The 14,197-nt window shown below is 68.0% G+C and carries 14 protein-coding genes; 3 read left to right on the top strand and 11 right to left on the bottom strand.

Translation table 11 applies throughout. From position 1 onward, the window contains the following. Nucleotides 1-7 precede the first annotated feature (7 nt). Nucleotides 8-1,189, top strand: coding sequence for an alpha-D-ribose 1-methylphosphonate 5-triphosphate diphosphatase (locus tag CEF10_RS01645; protein WP_101066033.1), 1,182 nt, complete (start codon nucleotides 8-10; stop codon nucleotides 1,187-1,189). 148 nt (nucleotides 1,190-1,337) lie between these two features. Here the strand turns inward: CEF10_RS01645 and CEF10_RS01640 are convergent, their stop codons facing one another. The 5 genes from CEF10_RS01640 to phnC form a co-directional block, all read right to left on the bottom strand. Next, nucleotides 1,338-1,955, bottom strand: a complete 618-nt coding sequence (locus CEF10_RS01640; protein WP_101065603.1) for an LbetaH domain-containing protein — start codon at nucleotides 1,953-1,955, stop codon at nucleotides 1,338-1,340. 88 nt (nucleotides 1,956-2,043) lie between these two features. Continuing rightward, nucleotides 2,044-3,393: a phosphonate ABC transporter, permease protein PhnE gene (gene phnE / locus CEF10_RS01635; protein ID WP_408638407.1), complete on the bottom strand. Its 1,350-nt coding sequence runs from the start codon at nucleotides 3,391-3,393 to the stop codon at nucleotides 2,044-2,046. A 2-nt stretch (nucleotides 3,394-3,395) separates the two neighbouring features. Next, the gene (gene phnE / locus CEF10_RS01630) at nucleotides 3,396-4,268 is read right to left on the bottom strand and encodes a phosphonate ABC transporter, permease protein PhnE (RefSeq protein ID WP_101065601.1); all 873 of its coding nucleotides are present in this window, start codon (nucleotides 4,266-4,268) and stop codon (nucleotides 3,396-3,398) included. A 69-nt stretch (nucleotides 4,269-4,337) separates the two neighbouring features. After that, nucleotides 4,338-5,240 (bottom strand): phosphonate ABC transporter substrate-binding protein, encoded by a 903-nt coding sequence (gene phnD, locus CEF10_RS01625; RefSeq protein ID WP_101065600.1) that lies wholly within the window; start codon nucleotides 5,238-5,240, stop codon nucleotides 4,338-4,340. Nucleotides 5,241-5,300: 60 nt separating this feature from the next. Then, a complete protein-coding gene (gene phnC / locus CEF10_RS01620; RefSeq protein WP_101065599.1) occupies nucleotides 5,301-6,125 on the bottom strand; it encodes a phosphonate ABC transporter ATP-binding protein in 825 nt (274 codons plus the stop codon). A gap of 136 nt (nucleotides 6,126-6,261) precedes the next feature. Between phnC and CEF10_RS01615 the strand changes: the two genes are divergently transcribed. Continuing rightward, nucleotides 6,262-6,822, top strand: a complete 561-nt coding sequence (locus CEF10_RS01615; RefSeq protein ID WP_101065598.1) for a TetR/AcrR family transcriptional regulator — start codon at nucleotides 6,262-6,264, stop codon at nucleotides 6,820-6,822. Nucleotides 6,823-6,842: 20 nt separating this feature from the next. Here the strand turns inward: CEF10_RS01615 and recO are convergent, their stop codons facing one another. Next, entirely contained in the window at nucleotides 6,843-7,577 is a 735-nt protein-coding gene (recO, locus tag CEF10_RS01610) for a DNA repair protein RecO (RefSeq protein WP_101065597.1), read from the bottom strand. Between the two features lie 153 nt (nucleotides 7,578-7,730). Here recO and CEF10_RS01605 point away from each other — a divergent pair, with 153 nt between their 5' ends. Then, nucleotides 7,731-10,469 carry a VWA domain-containing protein gene (locus CEF10_RS01605; protein ID WP_101065596.1) on the top strand — a complete coding sequence of 913 codons (2,739 nt, stop codon included), beginning with the start codon at nucleotides 7,731-7,733 and terminating at the stop codon, nucleotides 10,467-10,469. A 49-nt stretch (nucleotides 10,470-10,518) separates the two neighbouring features. On the opposite strand, the gene CEF10_RS01600 is transcribed toward CEF10_RS01605, so the two are convergent. The 5 genes from CEF10_RS01600 to lepB all read right to left on the bottom strand — a co-directional run bounded on the left by CEF10_RS01600 (nucleotide 10,519) and on the right by lepB (nucleotide 14,148). Further along, nucleotides 10,519-11,046, bottom strand: coding sequence for a universal stress protein (locus CEF10_RS01600; RefSeq protein ID WP_101065595.1), 528 nt, complete (start codon nucleotides 11,044-11,046; stop codon nucleotides 10,519-10,521). A 105-nt stretch (nucleotides 11,047-11,151) separates the two neighbouring features. Continuing rightward, a complete protein-coding gene (locus CEF10_RS01595) occupies nucleotides 11,152-11,487 on the bottom strand; it encodes a DUF1491 family protein (protein ID WP_101065594.1) in 336 nt (111 codons plus the stop codon). Between the two features lie 9 nt (nucleotides 11,488-11,496). Then, complete coding sequence (era, locus tag CEF10_RS01590) at nucleotides 11,497-12,402, bottom strand: GTPase Era (RefSeq protein ID WP_101065593.1); 906 nt, start codon at nucleotides 12,400-12,402, stop codon at nucleotides 11,497-11,499. Between the two features lie 214 nt (nucleotides 12,403-12,616). Beyond that, the gene (gene rnc, locus CEF10_RS01585; RefSeq protein ID WP_101065592.1) at nucleotides 12,617-13,300 is read right to left on the bottom strand and encodes a ribonuclease III; all 684 of its coding nucleotides are present in this window, start codon (nucleotides 13,298-13,300) and stop codon (nucleotides 12,617-12,619) included. Then, a complete protein-coding gene (gene lepB, locus CEF10_RS01580) occupies nucleotides 13,297-14,148 on the bottom strand; it encodes a signal peptidase I (protein WP_101065591.1) in 852 nt (283 codons plus the stop codon). The genes rnc and lepB overlap by 4 nt, the downstream gene beginning before the upstream one ends. Nucleotides 14,149-14,197 lie beyond the last annotated feature (49 nt).

Below are 14,197 nucleotides of genomic sequence, written 5' to 3'. Positions count from 1 at the left end.
ACCCATGATGTCCGCAGCCTGCCCAGACCTGCGCCTGACCGGCGCCACCGTCCTGCGCGACGGCGAGATGCAGTCCCGATCCGTGGCGATCGAGGACGGCTGCATCAGCAAGGGGCCGTTGCCCGAGGTCGACCTGACCGGCTACCTCGTCATGCCGGGTATGATCGACCTGCATGGCGATGCCTTCGAACGCCACATCGCGCCCCGGCCGCAGGCGCCCTTCGCCATCGAGACGGGGTTGCGTGCCACTGACCGGGACGCCGCGGCAAACGGCGTGACCACCGCGTGGCTGGCGCAAAGCTGGTCATGGGAAGGCGGTCGCCGCGACCCGGCGTATGCCGAGGAGTTCCTGTGCGCGGTCGAGGGCTACCGTCCACGCATGGCCACCGACCTTCGGGTGCAGATCCGTTGCGAAACCCACACCGTCGAAACCGCCGATCGCCTCCTGGCCGCCGTCCAACGGCACGGCATCGACTACGTGGTTTTCAACAACCACCTTGAGGACGTGTTGGAGATGGCGGTTGTCCGGCCCGAGCGCCTGCGCCTTTGGGCCGAGGAAGCGGGCCGCTCGTCGGAAGAGCACCTCGCACTGGTGCGCGCGGCCCAGAAACAGGCGCGCACCGTGCCCCGCTACCTGTGCCGGCTGGCCGAAGCCTTCGACGACCTCGGCGTCACCTACGGCTCGCACGACGACCCCGATGCCGAAACCCGCGAAACCTTCGCGATGATCGGTGCGAAGGTCTGCGAGTTCCCGCTGGCCCGTTCCGCCGCCAAGCTCGCCAAGGCGGTCAACGATCCCGTCATCATGGGCGCGCCCAACGTCGTGCGCGGCCGGTCGCAAAACGGCAACGTCTCGGCCATAGACCTGATCGAAACCGGCCAGTGCGACGCGCTGGTTTCCGACTACTATTACCCCGCCCTGGCACAGGCCGCGTTGAAGCTTGCCGAGTCCGGGGTCCTGTCCCTGCCCGAGGCGTGGAACCTGGTATCGCGCAACCCCGCCGAGATCCTGCGACTGCCGGACCGTGGCTGCATCGACTACGGCAAACGCGCCGATCTGGCCGTGATCGACCCGGCAACCGGGGCAGTGGAGGCGACGCTCGTTGCCGGGCGCATCACGCATCTGGCGGGCGAGGCCGCCCGGCGTTTCGTGGCCGGCGCAAGCGCGCTGCCGATGGCCGCGGAATAACCCTTCACGAAAGTGTCACAAGGTCATTACACGGCTGTTGCCTGTATCCCTGACGGTGCGCGCATAATTCCTGTCCCCGCATTTCAGCACGTGACCGGGTGGCCGCCCAAGGGTGGCCGCCCGAATTCCTGCTGCCCGGCGAGCGGCATCAGCCGCCATGCTTGTCGAGGAATGCCTCGGCCGACAAGGACCGGAAGTCGTCGAGCGCGCCGCGCAACCGGTCATGATCCCAATCCCACCACCGCAGCGCCATGAGCCGGTCGGCAACTCCCGCGGGCAGCCGCGCGCGCACAGGTTTCGCCGGCACCCCCGCGACGATGGTGTAAGGCGCCACGTCGCGTGTGACGACGGCACCGGCGGCCACGACCGCACCGTGCCCTATGGTCACCTCGGGCTTGATCTGCGCGTTGTGGCCCAGCCAGGTGTCGTGGCCGATACGGCACCGGCGCGCGCGGCGCGCGTCGAACCATTCGGCGTCATCCGCGGCATCGTCCCAGTAGCTGGCCGAGCGATACATGAAATGGTGCAGGCTGGCCCGGTCGAGCGGATGGTCGGTGGCGCCGAGGCGCACGAAGCTGGCGATGTTCGAGAATTTCCCGATCTCGGCGTTTGCGATGTCGCAGTAGCGATCGCAATAGGAATAATCGCCGAACACGCTGTGCGCGACGCGGCTGCCCCGGCCAACCTCGCAAAAGCGGCCGAAGTCGCTGTCGGCGATCTCGCAGTCGGGATGGATGAAGGGATCGGTTTCCGACAGCCGGGGCATGATATTGTATCCTGTTGTGTAAGCGGCGTGCGCCAGGCCCTGACGTGATTTCCGCACGGACCGGGCCGCGCAGACCCGACCAGCGGCTTCAGCCGCCGCTGTCATCGGATTTGATGAGGCGCGCGCGCAGCCAGCCCGAGATGGTATCCATCGCCATGACCATAAGGATGATGAGGATGATGTAATAGCTCACCTCTTCCCAGTCCTTCTGGGTGATGATCGCCTGCGTCAGCAGCAGGCCGATGCCGCCCCCGGTGATGGCGCCGATGATGGTCGCGCTGCGGGTGTTGGATTCAAGGTAGTAGAGCAGCTGGCTCAGCAGCACCGGCGTGATCTGCGGGATCACCCCGAACCGGTAGCGCTGCAACGGCTTCGCGCCGGTGGACTGCACGCCCTCGATCTGCTTGCCGTCCACGTTCTCCAGCGTTTCCGAGAAAAGCTTGCCGAAGGTGCCGGTGTCGGTCAGCAGGATGGCCAGGCTGCCGGTCAGCGGCCCCGGCCCGAAGGCGCGCGACAGCACGATCGTCCAGATCAGCGCGTCCACGCCGCGGACGAAATCGAAGACCCGCCGTATCCCGAAACGCACCGCCATGAAGGGCGAGAAGTTGCGCGCGGCCATGAAGGCCAGGGGCAGCGCCACCATCGCGGCCCCGCAAGTGCCCAGGAACGCCATCAGCACGGTTTCGAAGATCGCCCAGGCGACCTCGGAATGGCGCCACATCGCGTTGTTCCAGAAGTCGTGCCACATCGCGGCGAGGTTCGATTTGCCCTCGACCAGCCGCTCCGACGAGCCGGCCAGCGATACCAGTTCGCCGAAGCTGCGACCGTGAAAGGGGCTGTCGAGCGTGAACCAGAACAGTTCCCAGCCGAACTGGTACTTGAACAGTTCCGCGCGGGTGCGGGTGACGGTCAGCCGGCCCGCGTCGGTGGTCACCGTGAGCCGGTTCTTCGAGGCGTTGATCCACTCGGGCTGGTCGTCTAGCTCGCCCTGCGGAAAGCTCATCTCGACGCCACTGCGGGACGGGCGCGCCGCGATCTGCCCGTAGCCGGGGATGGCATAGCGCACCGCGCCGTCGGCAAAGACGACCTCGTGGCCGCCGCCCAGCTGGGCCGTGGCGCCGTTGTCCGTGCGCGTCACCCAGTCGGGCGATTCGCCCTGGTCATAGGTGCCCTTGCGCTCACCCTCGATCGCGATCTCGAGGCCGTCCATCCGCGCGTCATAGGTGACGTGCGTCTTGTAGCTGTAGCTGTCCGCGACCAGCGTGCGCGCGTTATCGAGGCTGGCGCGTTCGCTCAGCCCGGGAATGTCGAACGCGAAGAAGATATAGACGAAATAGGCGAGGATCACCGCGGGCAGGCCGAAGTTCATCAACCGCTTGCGCAGGAACAGCTGCGAGGCCTCCGCCTTGTAATCCGTCACCGGGCCGGCCGCCGTCATGGTCATGCGAGTTTCCCCTTGGTCAGACGTTCGCGGTAGTACGACGAGATCTGGTCAAAGAACACGATCGTCAGGAACAGCAGGATGAAGATCGCGGCGGATTCGTCGAACTGCCCCTGCCCCCAGGACATGGCATTCTTCAGCTCGTAGCCGATGCCGCCGGCCCCGACGAAGCCCAGGATCGCGGAGGCGCGGATGTTGATCTCGAACCGAAGCAGCGCATAGCTCAGGTAGTTGGGCGCCACCTGCGGCATCACGCCCAGCAGCATGCGTTGCGGCCAGCTGGCGCCGACCGATTGCAGCCCCTCCACCGGTTGCAGCGAGGCGTTTTCGTTGACCTCGGAAAACAGCTTGCCCAGCGCACCGACGGTGTGGAACGCGATGGCGATCATCGCCGGCACCGGGCCGCCGCCCAACACGAAGATCAGGATCAGGGCGATCACGATCTCGGGGATCGCGCGCATGATGTCCATCAGCCGGCGGAACACCGGGATCAGGCGCGGCCAACGGGCCAGGCCACGGGTGGAAAGCAGCGAAAAGACGATTGCAAGAAGCGTGCCCAGCAATGTCGAGGCCGCCGCGATGTTCACCGTCTCGACGAGCGCGGGAAAGAAGGTGACGAGGTGGCCCGGCAGTTCATGGGCCTTTTCCGCGGCCTCGCCCCAGACCTGCGCCGGGAAATCCAGAATGTTGTGCCAGCCATCCCAGAACCCGCCCGCGTTGCGGGCATCGGCTGTCTGGAAGCCGGCGACCATCAGGGCCACGAAAACGATGAGCAAAAGCCCCGAATAGAGCCGCTTGCGCCGCGTCTGCGCCATGTATTCGTCGCGAACACCGTCGGTGCCCGTGGCGCCCTGTGCGCTCAGTTCTGCCATCTGCCTGCCCCGGTCATACACGAGAACGGGCCCCGCACGCGGCGGGACCCGTCCGGCCCTGCGGCCGATTTACTGCATCTTCGACTTGCGCGCCTCGATGATCGAGGTGTAGGCGTCGTGGCCGATCGGCTGGAAGCCCTTGGCTTCGCCGGCCATCACGCCGTAGGCGCAATCGGCGTCCATCGCCGGCAGCGAGGCCATCAGCGCCGTCATCTCGATCTTGACGTCTTCCGGCAGGTCGCTGCGCAGGACGACCGGGCCTTCGGGGATCGGCTTCGACTTCCAGATCTGGACGTAGTTGTTCATGTCGATCAGGCCGGCGTCGACGGCCTTGCGCAGCGCGCCCGAGTTGTAGCCGTCTTCCCAGTTGCCCAGGCCGTCGGCCCAGGTCACGCCGCCGTCGATGTCGCCATTCTTGACCGCGATGATCGTCTGCTCGTGGCCGCCGGTGAACTTGACCTCGCCGAAGAAGTCACCCGACTCCATGGTGACGCCGTACTCGGCGGGGATCTCGATCGACGGGATCAGGTAGCCGCTGGTCGAGTTTGGGTCGCCGAAGCCGAAGGCCTTGCCTTCGAGGTCCTCGATGGAGGTGATGCCGCTTTCCTTGCGGGCGAAACCGACCGAGTGGTAGCCGTAGCCGCCGTCGACGTTGGTCTTCACCAGGATCGGCTCGACCGCGTCGGGATTTTCGAGATGGGTCTTGGCGTACCCGCTGGCGCCCAGCCAGGCCATGTCGATGGTGCCGCCCAGCAGGCCCTGGATGACGCCGTTGTAGTCGGCCGGGGCAAAGAGCTTGGTCTCGACGCCGAGCAGGTCCTCGGTCTTGGCGCGCAGGCACTCGTTCGAGGCCAGGCGGTCCTGGGCGTTCTCGCCGCCCAGCAGGCCGATGCGGAACTGGTCGATCTCTTGCGCCGTGGCCGGTGCGACCAGGGCGGTTGTTGCCGCGATGGCAGCGATCATTTTCTTCATGGGTCAGTCTCTCCGGTTCTGGTTGAGGAACCCGCCGCGCCCGCGGCGGGGCGGGGTCGGTCAGACCGCGGCCTCGGCCGCGTGGAGCGCGGCCTGCGTGTCGCGGTCGATCGAGTCGAGGCTGGTGCTGGTGCTGTCCTCGCTGAAGGATGCATCGGCGCCGTAGATGTCGCGGGCCACGCCGGTGGTCAGCTGCGCCGGGGTGCCGTCGAACACGACCCGGCCGTGCAGCATCCCGATCACCCGGTCGCAGTAGCGCCGCGCCGTATCCAGCGTGTGCAGGTTGGCGATCACGGTGCGGCCGTCCTCCTGGTGGATGCGGCGCAGGTCGTCCATGACCAGTTGCGCGTTCATCGGATCGAGGCTGGCGATCGGTTCGTCGGCCAGGACAATCTTGGGGTCCTGCATCAGCGCGCGCGCGATCGCCACGCGCTGCATCTGCCCGCCCGACAACGATTCGGCGCGCTTGGCCGCGTGTTCCGCGATGCCGAGCCGGTCGAGGATGTCGATGGCGCGATGGATGTCCGCGTTCGGGTAGAGGTTGAACATCGTGGCCAGCGTGGACCGGCGGTTCAGCGTGCCGTGCAGCACGTTCGAAACCACGTCCATCCGCGGCACGAGGTTGAACTGCTGGAAGATCATGGCGCAGTCGGACTGCCACGTGCGTTTGCGTGCCCCCGTCAGGGCGGTCACGTCGCGGCCCTCGAACTCGATCAGCCCGTCGCTGGCATCAGTCAGCCGGTTGAGCATGCGCAGCAGCGTGGACTTCCCCGCGCCGGAGCGGCCGATGATGCCGATCATCGCGGGCTTTTCGACCGTGAAGCTCACGGCATCGACGGCAGTGTTGCGGCCGAAGGTCTTCGTCAGATCGGTGATGGTCAGCAAGGTTCACCCCCAGGTTCGGGGGCCGTGCTAGGCGCAGATCTCTAAGCTTGTGCGACAGTCCGGTAAAACTTTTGTAACGACGGCCGGTGGCCACGGAACGCTTGCCGGAAACCGGACGGTGGCGTATGCTGCGCGAATGGCAGCCTCGGGCGCTTCCCGTCTCGATCCCGATGCCTGGCTCGACGCCGGCGCCGTCGCCTTGGCCGAGTCCGGCCCCGAGGCGCTCAAGGCAGAGCCGCTCGCCCGCCGGCTGGGCACCACCAAGGGATCATTCTACTGGCATTTCGCGGATGTGCCGACGTTCCACGCCGCGCTGCTCGCCCGCTGGGAAGACACCGCGCGTGCCGGGATTGCAGCCGCGGAAGGAAGCCAGGACACCGCCGTCAGCCGGCTGCGCCGGTTCGGACAGGAGATCGCCGCAGCGACATCGGCCGGCGATGGCGCACCCGCGTTGGAACCCGCGATCCGCGCCTGGGCCCGCGGCGATGCGAACGCGCGCGCCACCGTGCACCGCGTGGACGAGTTGCGCCTGCTGCACCTGCAGGCCCTTCTGGCAAGGATCGGCATCTCCAACCCCGAGATGGCGCGGATCATCTATGCCTCGAGCATCGGCATGATGGACCTGGCCGGGACCTCGACGGAGGAGCGCGCCGCGGCGCTCGGATCCCTGGTCGATCTGGTCCTCGCGCTGAGATGACGGCACCGCCCCACGGCCGCCTAACCGGCCAGCCGCGCCTTGAACCGGGCGACGAATCTCTGCCGCGCTTCCGGCAGTGGCCTGTGCCCCATTTGCGGGGCAACATGATGATGCAGGAAATGGCCCGTGGTCACCAGGCCCGCGTCGATATCGGCATCCGGCGCCGGACCCTGCCCCAGCAGGCAGGGCGGCAAGGGCAGAAGGCGGTCCGCCCACGCGCCGGCGCCGGCACGCGACACCGCACGCCCCGTGCGCGGCGACACGTAGCTCAGGTCATTGGCCTGCGCCCCCAGCACCGCACAGCCCGACAGGTCGAGCCCGAAGCCCAGCGCCTCCAGCAGCGCCAGTTCCCAGTGCAGATAGGCCAGCGGCCAGACCTCGCGCTGGTCCAGCAGATCCAGCAATGCCTCGGTGCGCGCGTAAAGCCGCGGGTGTGCCTCGCGCTCGGGCAGCGTGAACAGCAGCAGTGCCGTCACGGCGTTCAGCCCGGCCAACGTCATCCGGTCGGCCATCGAGGCCGCCGCGCGCGAGCGCAATACCTCGGTCGTGAAGCTGCCGATATGATCCTCCAGCCGCGCCCGCCACGTCAGATCGAGCTGCGCGCCGGGCTGCAGCAACGGTGCCATGCGCCGCGAGGCGCCACCGCGGACCACGCCGGCGTGGCGACCGCGCCCGGGGGTGAACACCTCGATGATCGCCGCGCTTTCGCCGTGCCGGCGCGCGGAGAGAAGAATGCCTTCGTCGCGCCACTCCATGCGCCCGCTCCCGTCTCTGCGCGCCAATTCGACACGAAAGCACGCCGGATGCCAAGGAAAGTGCACCGATGGCGAACTGGAAATGACCGCGCGCCTGTGTTTCACTCCACGTCAACAACGGACCTCGCGCAAAACTGACGAACAGGGAACACCATGGGACGGATAGCAGCATTTCTTGCGGCGGCGACACTGGCGACGGGCGGCGCGCTGGCGGCGGACGCGGCGCGCGCGCAGGACCAGGGCGCACAGCAGGAGGACGTGATGATCGTCTTCGACGGCTCGAACTCGATGTGGGGCCAGATCGACGGCACCGCCAAGATCGAGATCGCCCGTGACGTGATGGGCAATCTTCTGGGCAACTGGGCGGACGACCGCCGTGTCGGTCTCATGGCCTACGGGCACCGGCGCCGCGGCGATTGTTCCGACATCGAGACGCTCGTTGAGCCCGGCCCCGGCACGGCGGCCACGATCATGGAGCGCATTAACGCCATCTCGCCCATCGGGAAGACCCCCCTGACAACGGCCGTCGAGCAGGCGGCGCAGGGTCTGGCCTACACCGACCGGCCCGCCACCGTCGTGCTGATTTCCGACGGGCTGGAAAGCTGCAACCGCGACCCCTGTGCACTGGCCGGCACGCTGGAGAAAGGGGGCGTGGGTTTCACCGCCCATGTCGTGGGCTTCGGTCTTGGAAAGAACGCCGATGCCGAATCGCTGGCCTGCATCGCGGACCGGACAGGCGGGAAGTTCCTGTCGGCCGAGAACGCGAGCGAGCTGAGCGAGGCGCTCACCGCGGTCAGCACCGCCGTGGCCGAACCCGAGCCGGAACCCGAGCCCGAGCCTGAACCGAGGATCACCCTGCAAGGGCCCGACAAGGCGCTGGCCGGGTCGGCCTTCGACGTTTCCTGGGCGCCGTCGTTCGAGCCGCGCGACTATGTCACCATCGTTCCCACGGGCGCCGACGAAGGCGCCTACCGTGATTACATTCGTGTCAAGGACCGCTCGGATGGCACGCTGCGCGCGCCAGCCGACGCTGGCCTCTACGAACTGCGCTACGTCAGCGAAGAGACAGACGAGACGCTGGGCAGCGCGCCGATCGAGATCACCGAGCCCGAGGCGACGGTAAGCACCGTGGAGACGGCGCTTGCCGGTTCGGCCTTCCCCGTCGAATGGACCGGCAACATCCACCACCGCGACTACGTCACCATCGTGCCGCGGGGGGCCGACGAAGGGGCCTACACCGACTACGTGCGCGTCAAGGACAGGAACGAGGGCAAGCTCCGCGCGCCCGCGGAACCGGGCCTCTACGAAGTTCGGTACGTGCTGGAAAAGGGCGACCGGACGCTCGCCAGCACCGGCATCGAGATCACCGAACCCGAGGTGACGGTCGGCGCGCCCGAGTCCGCGCTGGCCGGATCGGCCTTCCCGGTGGAATGGACCGGCAACGTGCACCACCGCGATTACGTCACCATCGTGCCCATGGGCGCCGAGGAAGGCGCCTACAACGACTATGTCCGCGTGGGCGACAAGAGCGAGGGCCGCCTCAAGGCCCCGGCCGACACCGGCATGTACGAGGTCCGCTACGTGCTGGAAAAGGGTGACCGGACGCTGGCCAGCACCGGGATCGAGATCACGGGCGCCGAGGTCACGCTCGACGCGCCCGACAGCACGCTGGCCGGATCGGCCTTCGAGGTAAGCTGGACCGGCACGGTGCACCACCGCGACTACGTCACCATCGTGCCCATGGGCGCCGACGAGGGGACGAGCGGTGACTACTTCCGTGCCGGGGACAAGAGCCGCGACAGGCTGAAGGCCCCGGCCGATCCGGGCATGTACGAGGTGCGCTACGTCCTCAACGAGGGCGAGCGCACGATGGCCAGCCAGACCATCGAGGTCACCGAACCCGAGGTGACCGTCAGCGCGCCCGACAGCACGCTCACCGGGGCAAGCTTCGACGTCAGCTGGACCGGCACCGTGCATCACCGCGACTATGTCACCATCGTGCCCATGGGCGCCGACGAGGGCGCCAGCGGCGATTACTTCCGCGTGGGCGATTCCGACGGCACCAAGAGCCTCAAGGCCCCGGCCGACACCGGCCTCTACGAGGTGCGCTACGTCCTCAGCAAGGGCGAGCGCACGATGGCCAGCCAGACCATCGAGGTCACCGAGCCNGTCACCATCGTGCCCATGGGCGCCGACGAGGGCGCCAGCGGCGATTACTTCCGCGTGGGCGGGTCCGACGGCACCAAGAGCCTGAGGGCCCCGGCCGACACCGGCCTCTACGAGGTCCGCTACGTCCTCAGCAAGGGCAAGCGCACGATGGCCAGCCAGACCATCGAGGTCACCGAGCCCGAGGTGACCATTTCGGCGCCCGGGGAAATCCGGGCGGGCGACGACATCCGCGTGGAATGGACCGGCACGGTGCATCACCGCGACTACATCACCATCGTGCCCGCCGGCAGCGACAAGGACCGCGGCGACTACTTCCGCGTCGGCAACAAGAGCGAGCGCGACATGACGGCGCCCGGGACCACTGGCCTTTACGAGTTGCGCTACGTTCTCGCCAAGGGCGACCGCGTCATGGCCAGCACGCAGGTCGAGGTGCTGGCCGAGGATGCGGCGCTGGAAAAGGGTGCGAGCATCGAGGCCCCGGACACGGCGGCGCCGGGCGCGACGATCGAGGTGAGCTGGAGCGTGGACAGCGAAAGCGGCGATCAGCGGATCACGCTGGCGCGCGGCAACCAGGCGATCTTCACCTGGATCGAGGCGGTCAAGACCGGCGACGGCCCGCCGGTGCGGATCACCCTGCCCGAGACCGCGGGCGTCTACGAACTGCGCTTCCTGGACGTGTCGAACCAGGCCGTGCTGGCGCGCAAGGTGATCAAGGTGAAGTGAGAAAACGGGTGAGGGGTCCGGCCCCTCACCCATCATCCGCGACGCCGGGTCAGCGCACCGTCACCACAGTGCACTCGGCGTTCTGGTTGACCTTCTGCGACACGCTGCCCAGCAGCGCCCGGCGCAGGCGGCCCAGGCCGCGGTTGCCCAGCACGATCATGTCGGCCCCGGCCCGCTCGGCCATGTCGAGGATCTCGTCGGCGTAATCGCCGTCGCCGGTCGTGGTATCGACCGTCTTGACTCCCAGTTCCTTCGCGCGGTCCGAGGCGCGCGACACGATCTCGTCTCCGATCATGGTCACGATGCGCACCACGTCCTGCGACGGGCGGTGCCCGACGAACAGGTCGCCCATGCCGCCGGGAATGTTGTCCCACTGGATGTCGGATTTCTTGTGCACATGCTCGACCAGGTGCTCGACCTCGGCCATGCGACTGAGTTCATCCACCGGCTTGCCGTGCTGCAGCACGTGTCCGATCGTCAGCGGCACGTCGAAAGCGGCCGCGATCTCGGCGGCCAGGTCGACAGCGCGCATGGCGGTGTCCGACCCGTCGGTTGCGACGAAGATGTGCTTGTTCATTCCTGGGACCTCCCTGTTCGGGCGCCTCCTGTCCGGCGCGATGTCCCGAAAACTGGGGCACGGGCGGAACGGGCGCATTGACGCAGGTCAATGGGCCACGCCCGGTCAGTCGCCGTCAAGTCCCGGCTCATCCAGAAGATGGCGTCCGTGCCGGTCCTCCACCTCCAGGACCCAGAGGTCGGGGTCGAAATCGCGCTGCCGGGCCACGGCAGCATCAACCTGCACCTCCTCGCCGTCTGCCAGGATCGTCCAGCGCCGCGACTGCGCGACGGGATCGTAGCTGCGCTGGAAGACCCGCGCGCGCCCGTCGAGCGTGTTGAGCTTGACCAGAACGGCCCCGGCGGTGTCGTCCCCGTGCGCGGTGACGAAGGCCGGGATCCCGGCCAGGCGCAGCCGGGCAAGGTAGGCGTGGACCCAGAACTCGGTGGCCAGGCGGCTCATGCGCGGACCTCAGTCCCCTTCCCGGAACTCGAGCCCCATCTCCGAGTACCGCTCCGCCTCTTCCTGCCACTGCGGGCGCACCTTGACCTGAAGGAAAAGGTGCACGCGGCGGCCCAGGAATTCCTCCAGCTCCTCGCGCGCCGCGCGGCTGACCGATTTGACCGTCTCGCCCCTGCGGCCGAGCACGATGCCCTTGTGCCCCTCGCGCGCGACATAGATCACCTGGTCGATGCGCGCGCTGCCGTCGTCGCGTTCCTGCCAGGTCTCGGTCTCGACCGTGAGCTGGTAGGGCAGTTCCTGGTGCAACCGCAGCGTAAGCTTCTCGCGCGTGATCTCGGCGGCGAGCATCCGCATCGGCAGGTCGGCGATCTGGTCCTCGGGATAAAGCCACGGCCCCTCGGGCACGACCCCGGCCAACCACGCGCGCAGGTCCGCCACGCCGTGCCCCTTCTCGGCCGAGATCATGAAGGTCCGGGTGAATGCGAAGCGCTCGTTGAGATCGGCCGCCAGCGCCAGAAGCACCTCGCGTTTCACGCGGTCGATCTTGTTGATCGCCAGCGCGACGGGGCGATCGCCGGCCACCTCGCCCAGCCGCGCGAGGATCGCCGCGACGCCTTCCGTGACGCCGCGGTGGGCTTCCACCAGCAGGACGACCGCGTCCGCGTCGCCCGCGCCGCCCCAGGCGGCGGACACCATCGCGCGGTCGAGCCGCCGGCGCGGCCGGAAAAGACCGGGCGTGTCCACGAACACGATCTGGCTGTCGCCTTCGAGCGCCACCCCGCGGATGCGCGCGCGGGTCGTCTGCACCTTGTGCGTGACGATCGAGACCTTGGCGCCCACCATGCGGTTCATGAGCGTGGACTTGCCCGCGTTGGGCTCTCCGATCAGGGCGACGAAACCGGCGCGTTGGGTCATTGGGGGATCCTGGCTGGTGATTGCGGCGACTTACCGGAAATCCGCGGCCCGCACCACCCCGGCCGGGGCCGCGCGCGGCCGCACAACGCACCGCCCGCGTCCCTCACCTTGGTCCAAATACTCCGGGGAGCCGAGGGGCAGCGCCCCTCGGGGCCCGCGCGGCCCGAGCGCGAAACGAAACTGCGCGCCGCAAGGCGCACCGCATGACACCGGCTCACGCCTGGCCCAACCGGGACAGCAGCGCGCTGGCCGCCGCCTGTTCGGCCTGGCGCTTCGATCCGGCGGTGGCGGTCGCGGCGGCCCCGTTGCCCAGCCGTGCCTCGATCGTGAACCGCGGCGCGTGGTCGGGGCCGGACCGCGACGTTTCGGAATACACGGGCGGGGCCATGCCGCGCGCCTGCGCCCATTCCTGCAGGGCGGTCTTGGCGTCGCGGGCATCCGCCTCGACCGTGGACAGCCTGTCCCCCCAGAGCCGCAGCACCATCGCCTTGGCCGCGTCGAAGCCGGCGTCGCGGTAGACGGCGGCGATCACCGCCTCCATCGCATCGCCCAGCAGGGCCTGCTTGCGCCGCCCCCCCGACAGCATCTCAGACCGGCCGAGCTTCAGCACCTGGCCCAGGTCTATGTCGCGGGCGACCTCGGCGCAGGTTTCCTTGCGCACCAGCGTGTTGAAGCGCGGCGCGAGCTGGCCTTCCGTCGCGGCCGGATCGAGCTCCAGAAGCGCCTCGGCCATCACCAGCCCGAGCACCCGGTCGCCAAGGAACTCCAGGCGCTGGTTGTCGTCGCGGGTCGGTGTGGCCATCGACGAATGGGTGACGGCGCGCACCAGAAGGGCCGGATCGCCGAACGCGTGCCCGAGCCGCGCCTGCAGCGCCCTGAGCTCCTTCGACAGCTTCAATCGATCCCCTCGAAGAACCGGTCGCCGCGCCACGTCCAGAAATACAGCATCGACCGGCCGGCCGACGAGAACATCACGCGGCCCGCCCGGCCGATCAGGTCCTCGTAGGGCACGAAGCCCACGCCGCCCACCGCCTGCGGGTACCGCGAATCGGTGGAGTTGTCGCGGTTGTCGCCCATGAAGAAGTAATGCCCCTCGGGCACGCGGAACACGCCCGTGTTGTCCGACCGTTGCGTCGTGATGTTCAGGATGTTGTGGCTCTCGCCGTTGGGCAGCGTCTCGATGAAACGTGACTTTCGGCACACCGCACCCTGCCCCACCACGCCGTTCTCGCAGCGCGGGCGCACGCCCATCGGCCCCTGCGGCCGGAATATCTCCTCGAAGGTGCCGGCGGGCTCCAGATCCACGGGCTGTCCGTCGATATGCAGCACGCCCTGCTTCATCTGGATCGAGTCGCCGGGCAGGCCCACGATGCGCTTGATGAAATCCGTGCCCTGCACCGGGTGGCGGAACACCACGATGTCGCCGCGCTCCGGCGTGCCGCCCAGGATGCGGCCCCCGCCGTCCCGCGGGTCGCCGGTCTTCATCCATCCGCAGATGTCCTCGGCGTCGATGTCGATGCCGAGGCCCGGCAGGCGGATCGACGGGCAGGAGGCATAGGAGTAGCCGTAGGCCATCTTGTTGACGAACAGGAAATCACCCACCAGCAGCGTGTCCTTCATCGACCCCGACGGGATCCAGAACGGCTGGAAGAAGATCGTGCGGAAGATCCCGGCCAGCAGCAGGGCATAGACGACCGTCTTGATCGTCTCCACGATCGCGCTTCCCGTCTTGGCGTCGCTGGCCATTGTCGCTCTCCGCTGGGTGGCTGGGTTCGCGCGCTTCATGGGGCGGGCG

Source organism: Roseovarius salinarum, assembly GCF_002834145.1.
In the GTDB taxonomy this organism is placed as follows: Bacteria; Pseudomonadota; Alphaproteobacteria; order Rhodobacterales; family Rhodobacteraceae; genus Roseovarius; species Roseovarius salinarum.
This window is presented reverse-complemented; position numbering and strand designations above follow the sequence as displayed.

What these genes read in the sequence shown, in the direction of transcription:
- CEF10_RS01645 (WP_101066033.1), top strand. Translation starts at nt 8, where the DNA reads ATGTCCGCAGCCTGCCCAGACCTGCGCCTGACCGGCGCCACCGTCCTG.
- CEF10_RS01640 (WP_101065603.1), bottom strand. Translation starts at nt 1,955, where the DNA reads ATGCCCCGGCTGTCGGAAACCGATCCCTTCATCCATCCCGACTGCGAG.
- phnE (WP_408638407.1), bottom strand. Translation starts at nt 3,393, where the DNA reads ATGACGGCGGCCGGCCCGGTGACGGATTACAAGGCGGAGGCCTCGCAG.
- phnE (WP_101065601.1), bottom strand. Translation starts at nt 4,268, where the DNA reads ATGGCAGAACTGAGCGCACAGGGCGCCACGGGCACCGACGGTGTTCGC.
- phnD (WP_101065600.1), bottom strand. Translation starts at nt 5,240, where the DNA reads ATGAAGAAAATGATCGCTGCCATCGCGGCAACAACCGCCCTGGTCGCA.
- CEF10_RS01615 (WP_101065598.1), top strand. Translation starts at nt 6,262, where the DNA reads ATGGCAGCCTCGGGCGCTTCCCGTCTCGATCCCGATGCCTGGCTCGAC.
- recO (WP_101065597.1), bottom strand. Translation starts at nt 7,577, where the DNA reads ATGGAGTGGCGCGACGAAGGCATTCTTCTCTCCGCGCGCCGGCACGGC.
- CEF10_RS01600 (WP_101065595.1), bottom strand. Translation starts at nt 11,046, where the DNA reads ATGAACAAGCACATCTTCGTCGCAACCGACGGGTCGGACACCGCCATG.
- CEF10_RS01595 (WP_101065594.1), bottom strand. Translation starts at nt 11,487, where the DNA reads ATGAGCCGCCTGGCCACCGAGTTCTGGGTCCACGCCTACCTTGCCCGG.
- era (WP_101065593.1), bottom strand. Translation starts at nt 12,402, where the DNA reads ATGACCCAACGCGCCGGTTTCGTCGCCCTGATCGGAGAGCCCAACGCG.
- lepB (WP_101065591.1), bottom strand. Translation starts at nt 14,148, where the DNA reads ATGGCCAGCGACGCCAAGACGGGAAGCGCGATCGTGGAGACGATCAAG.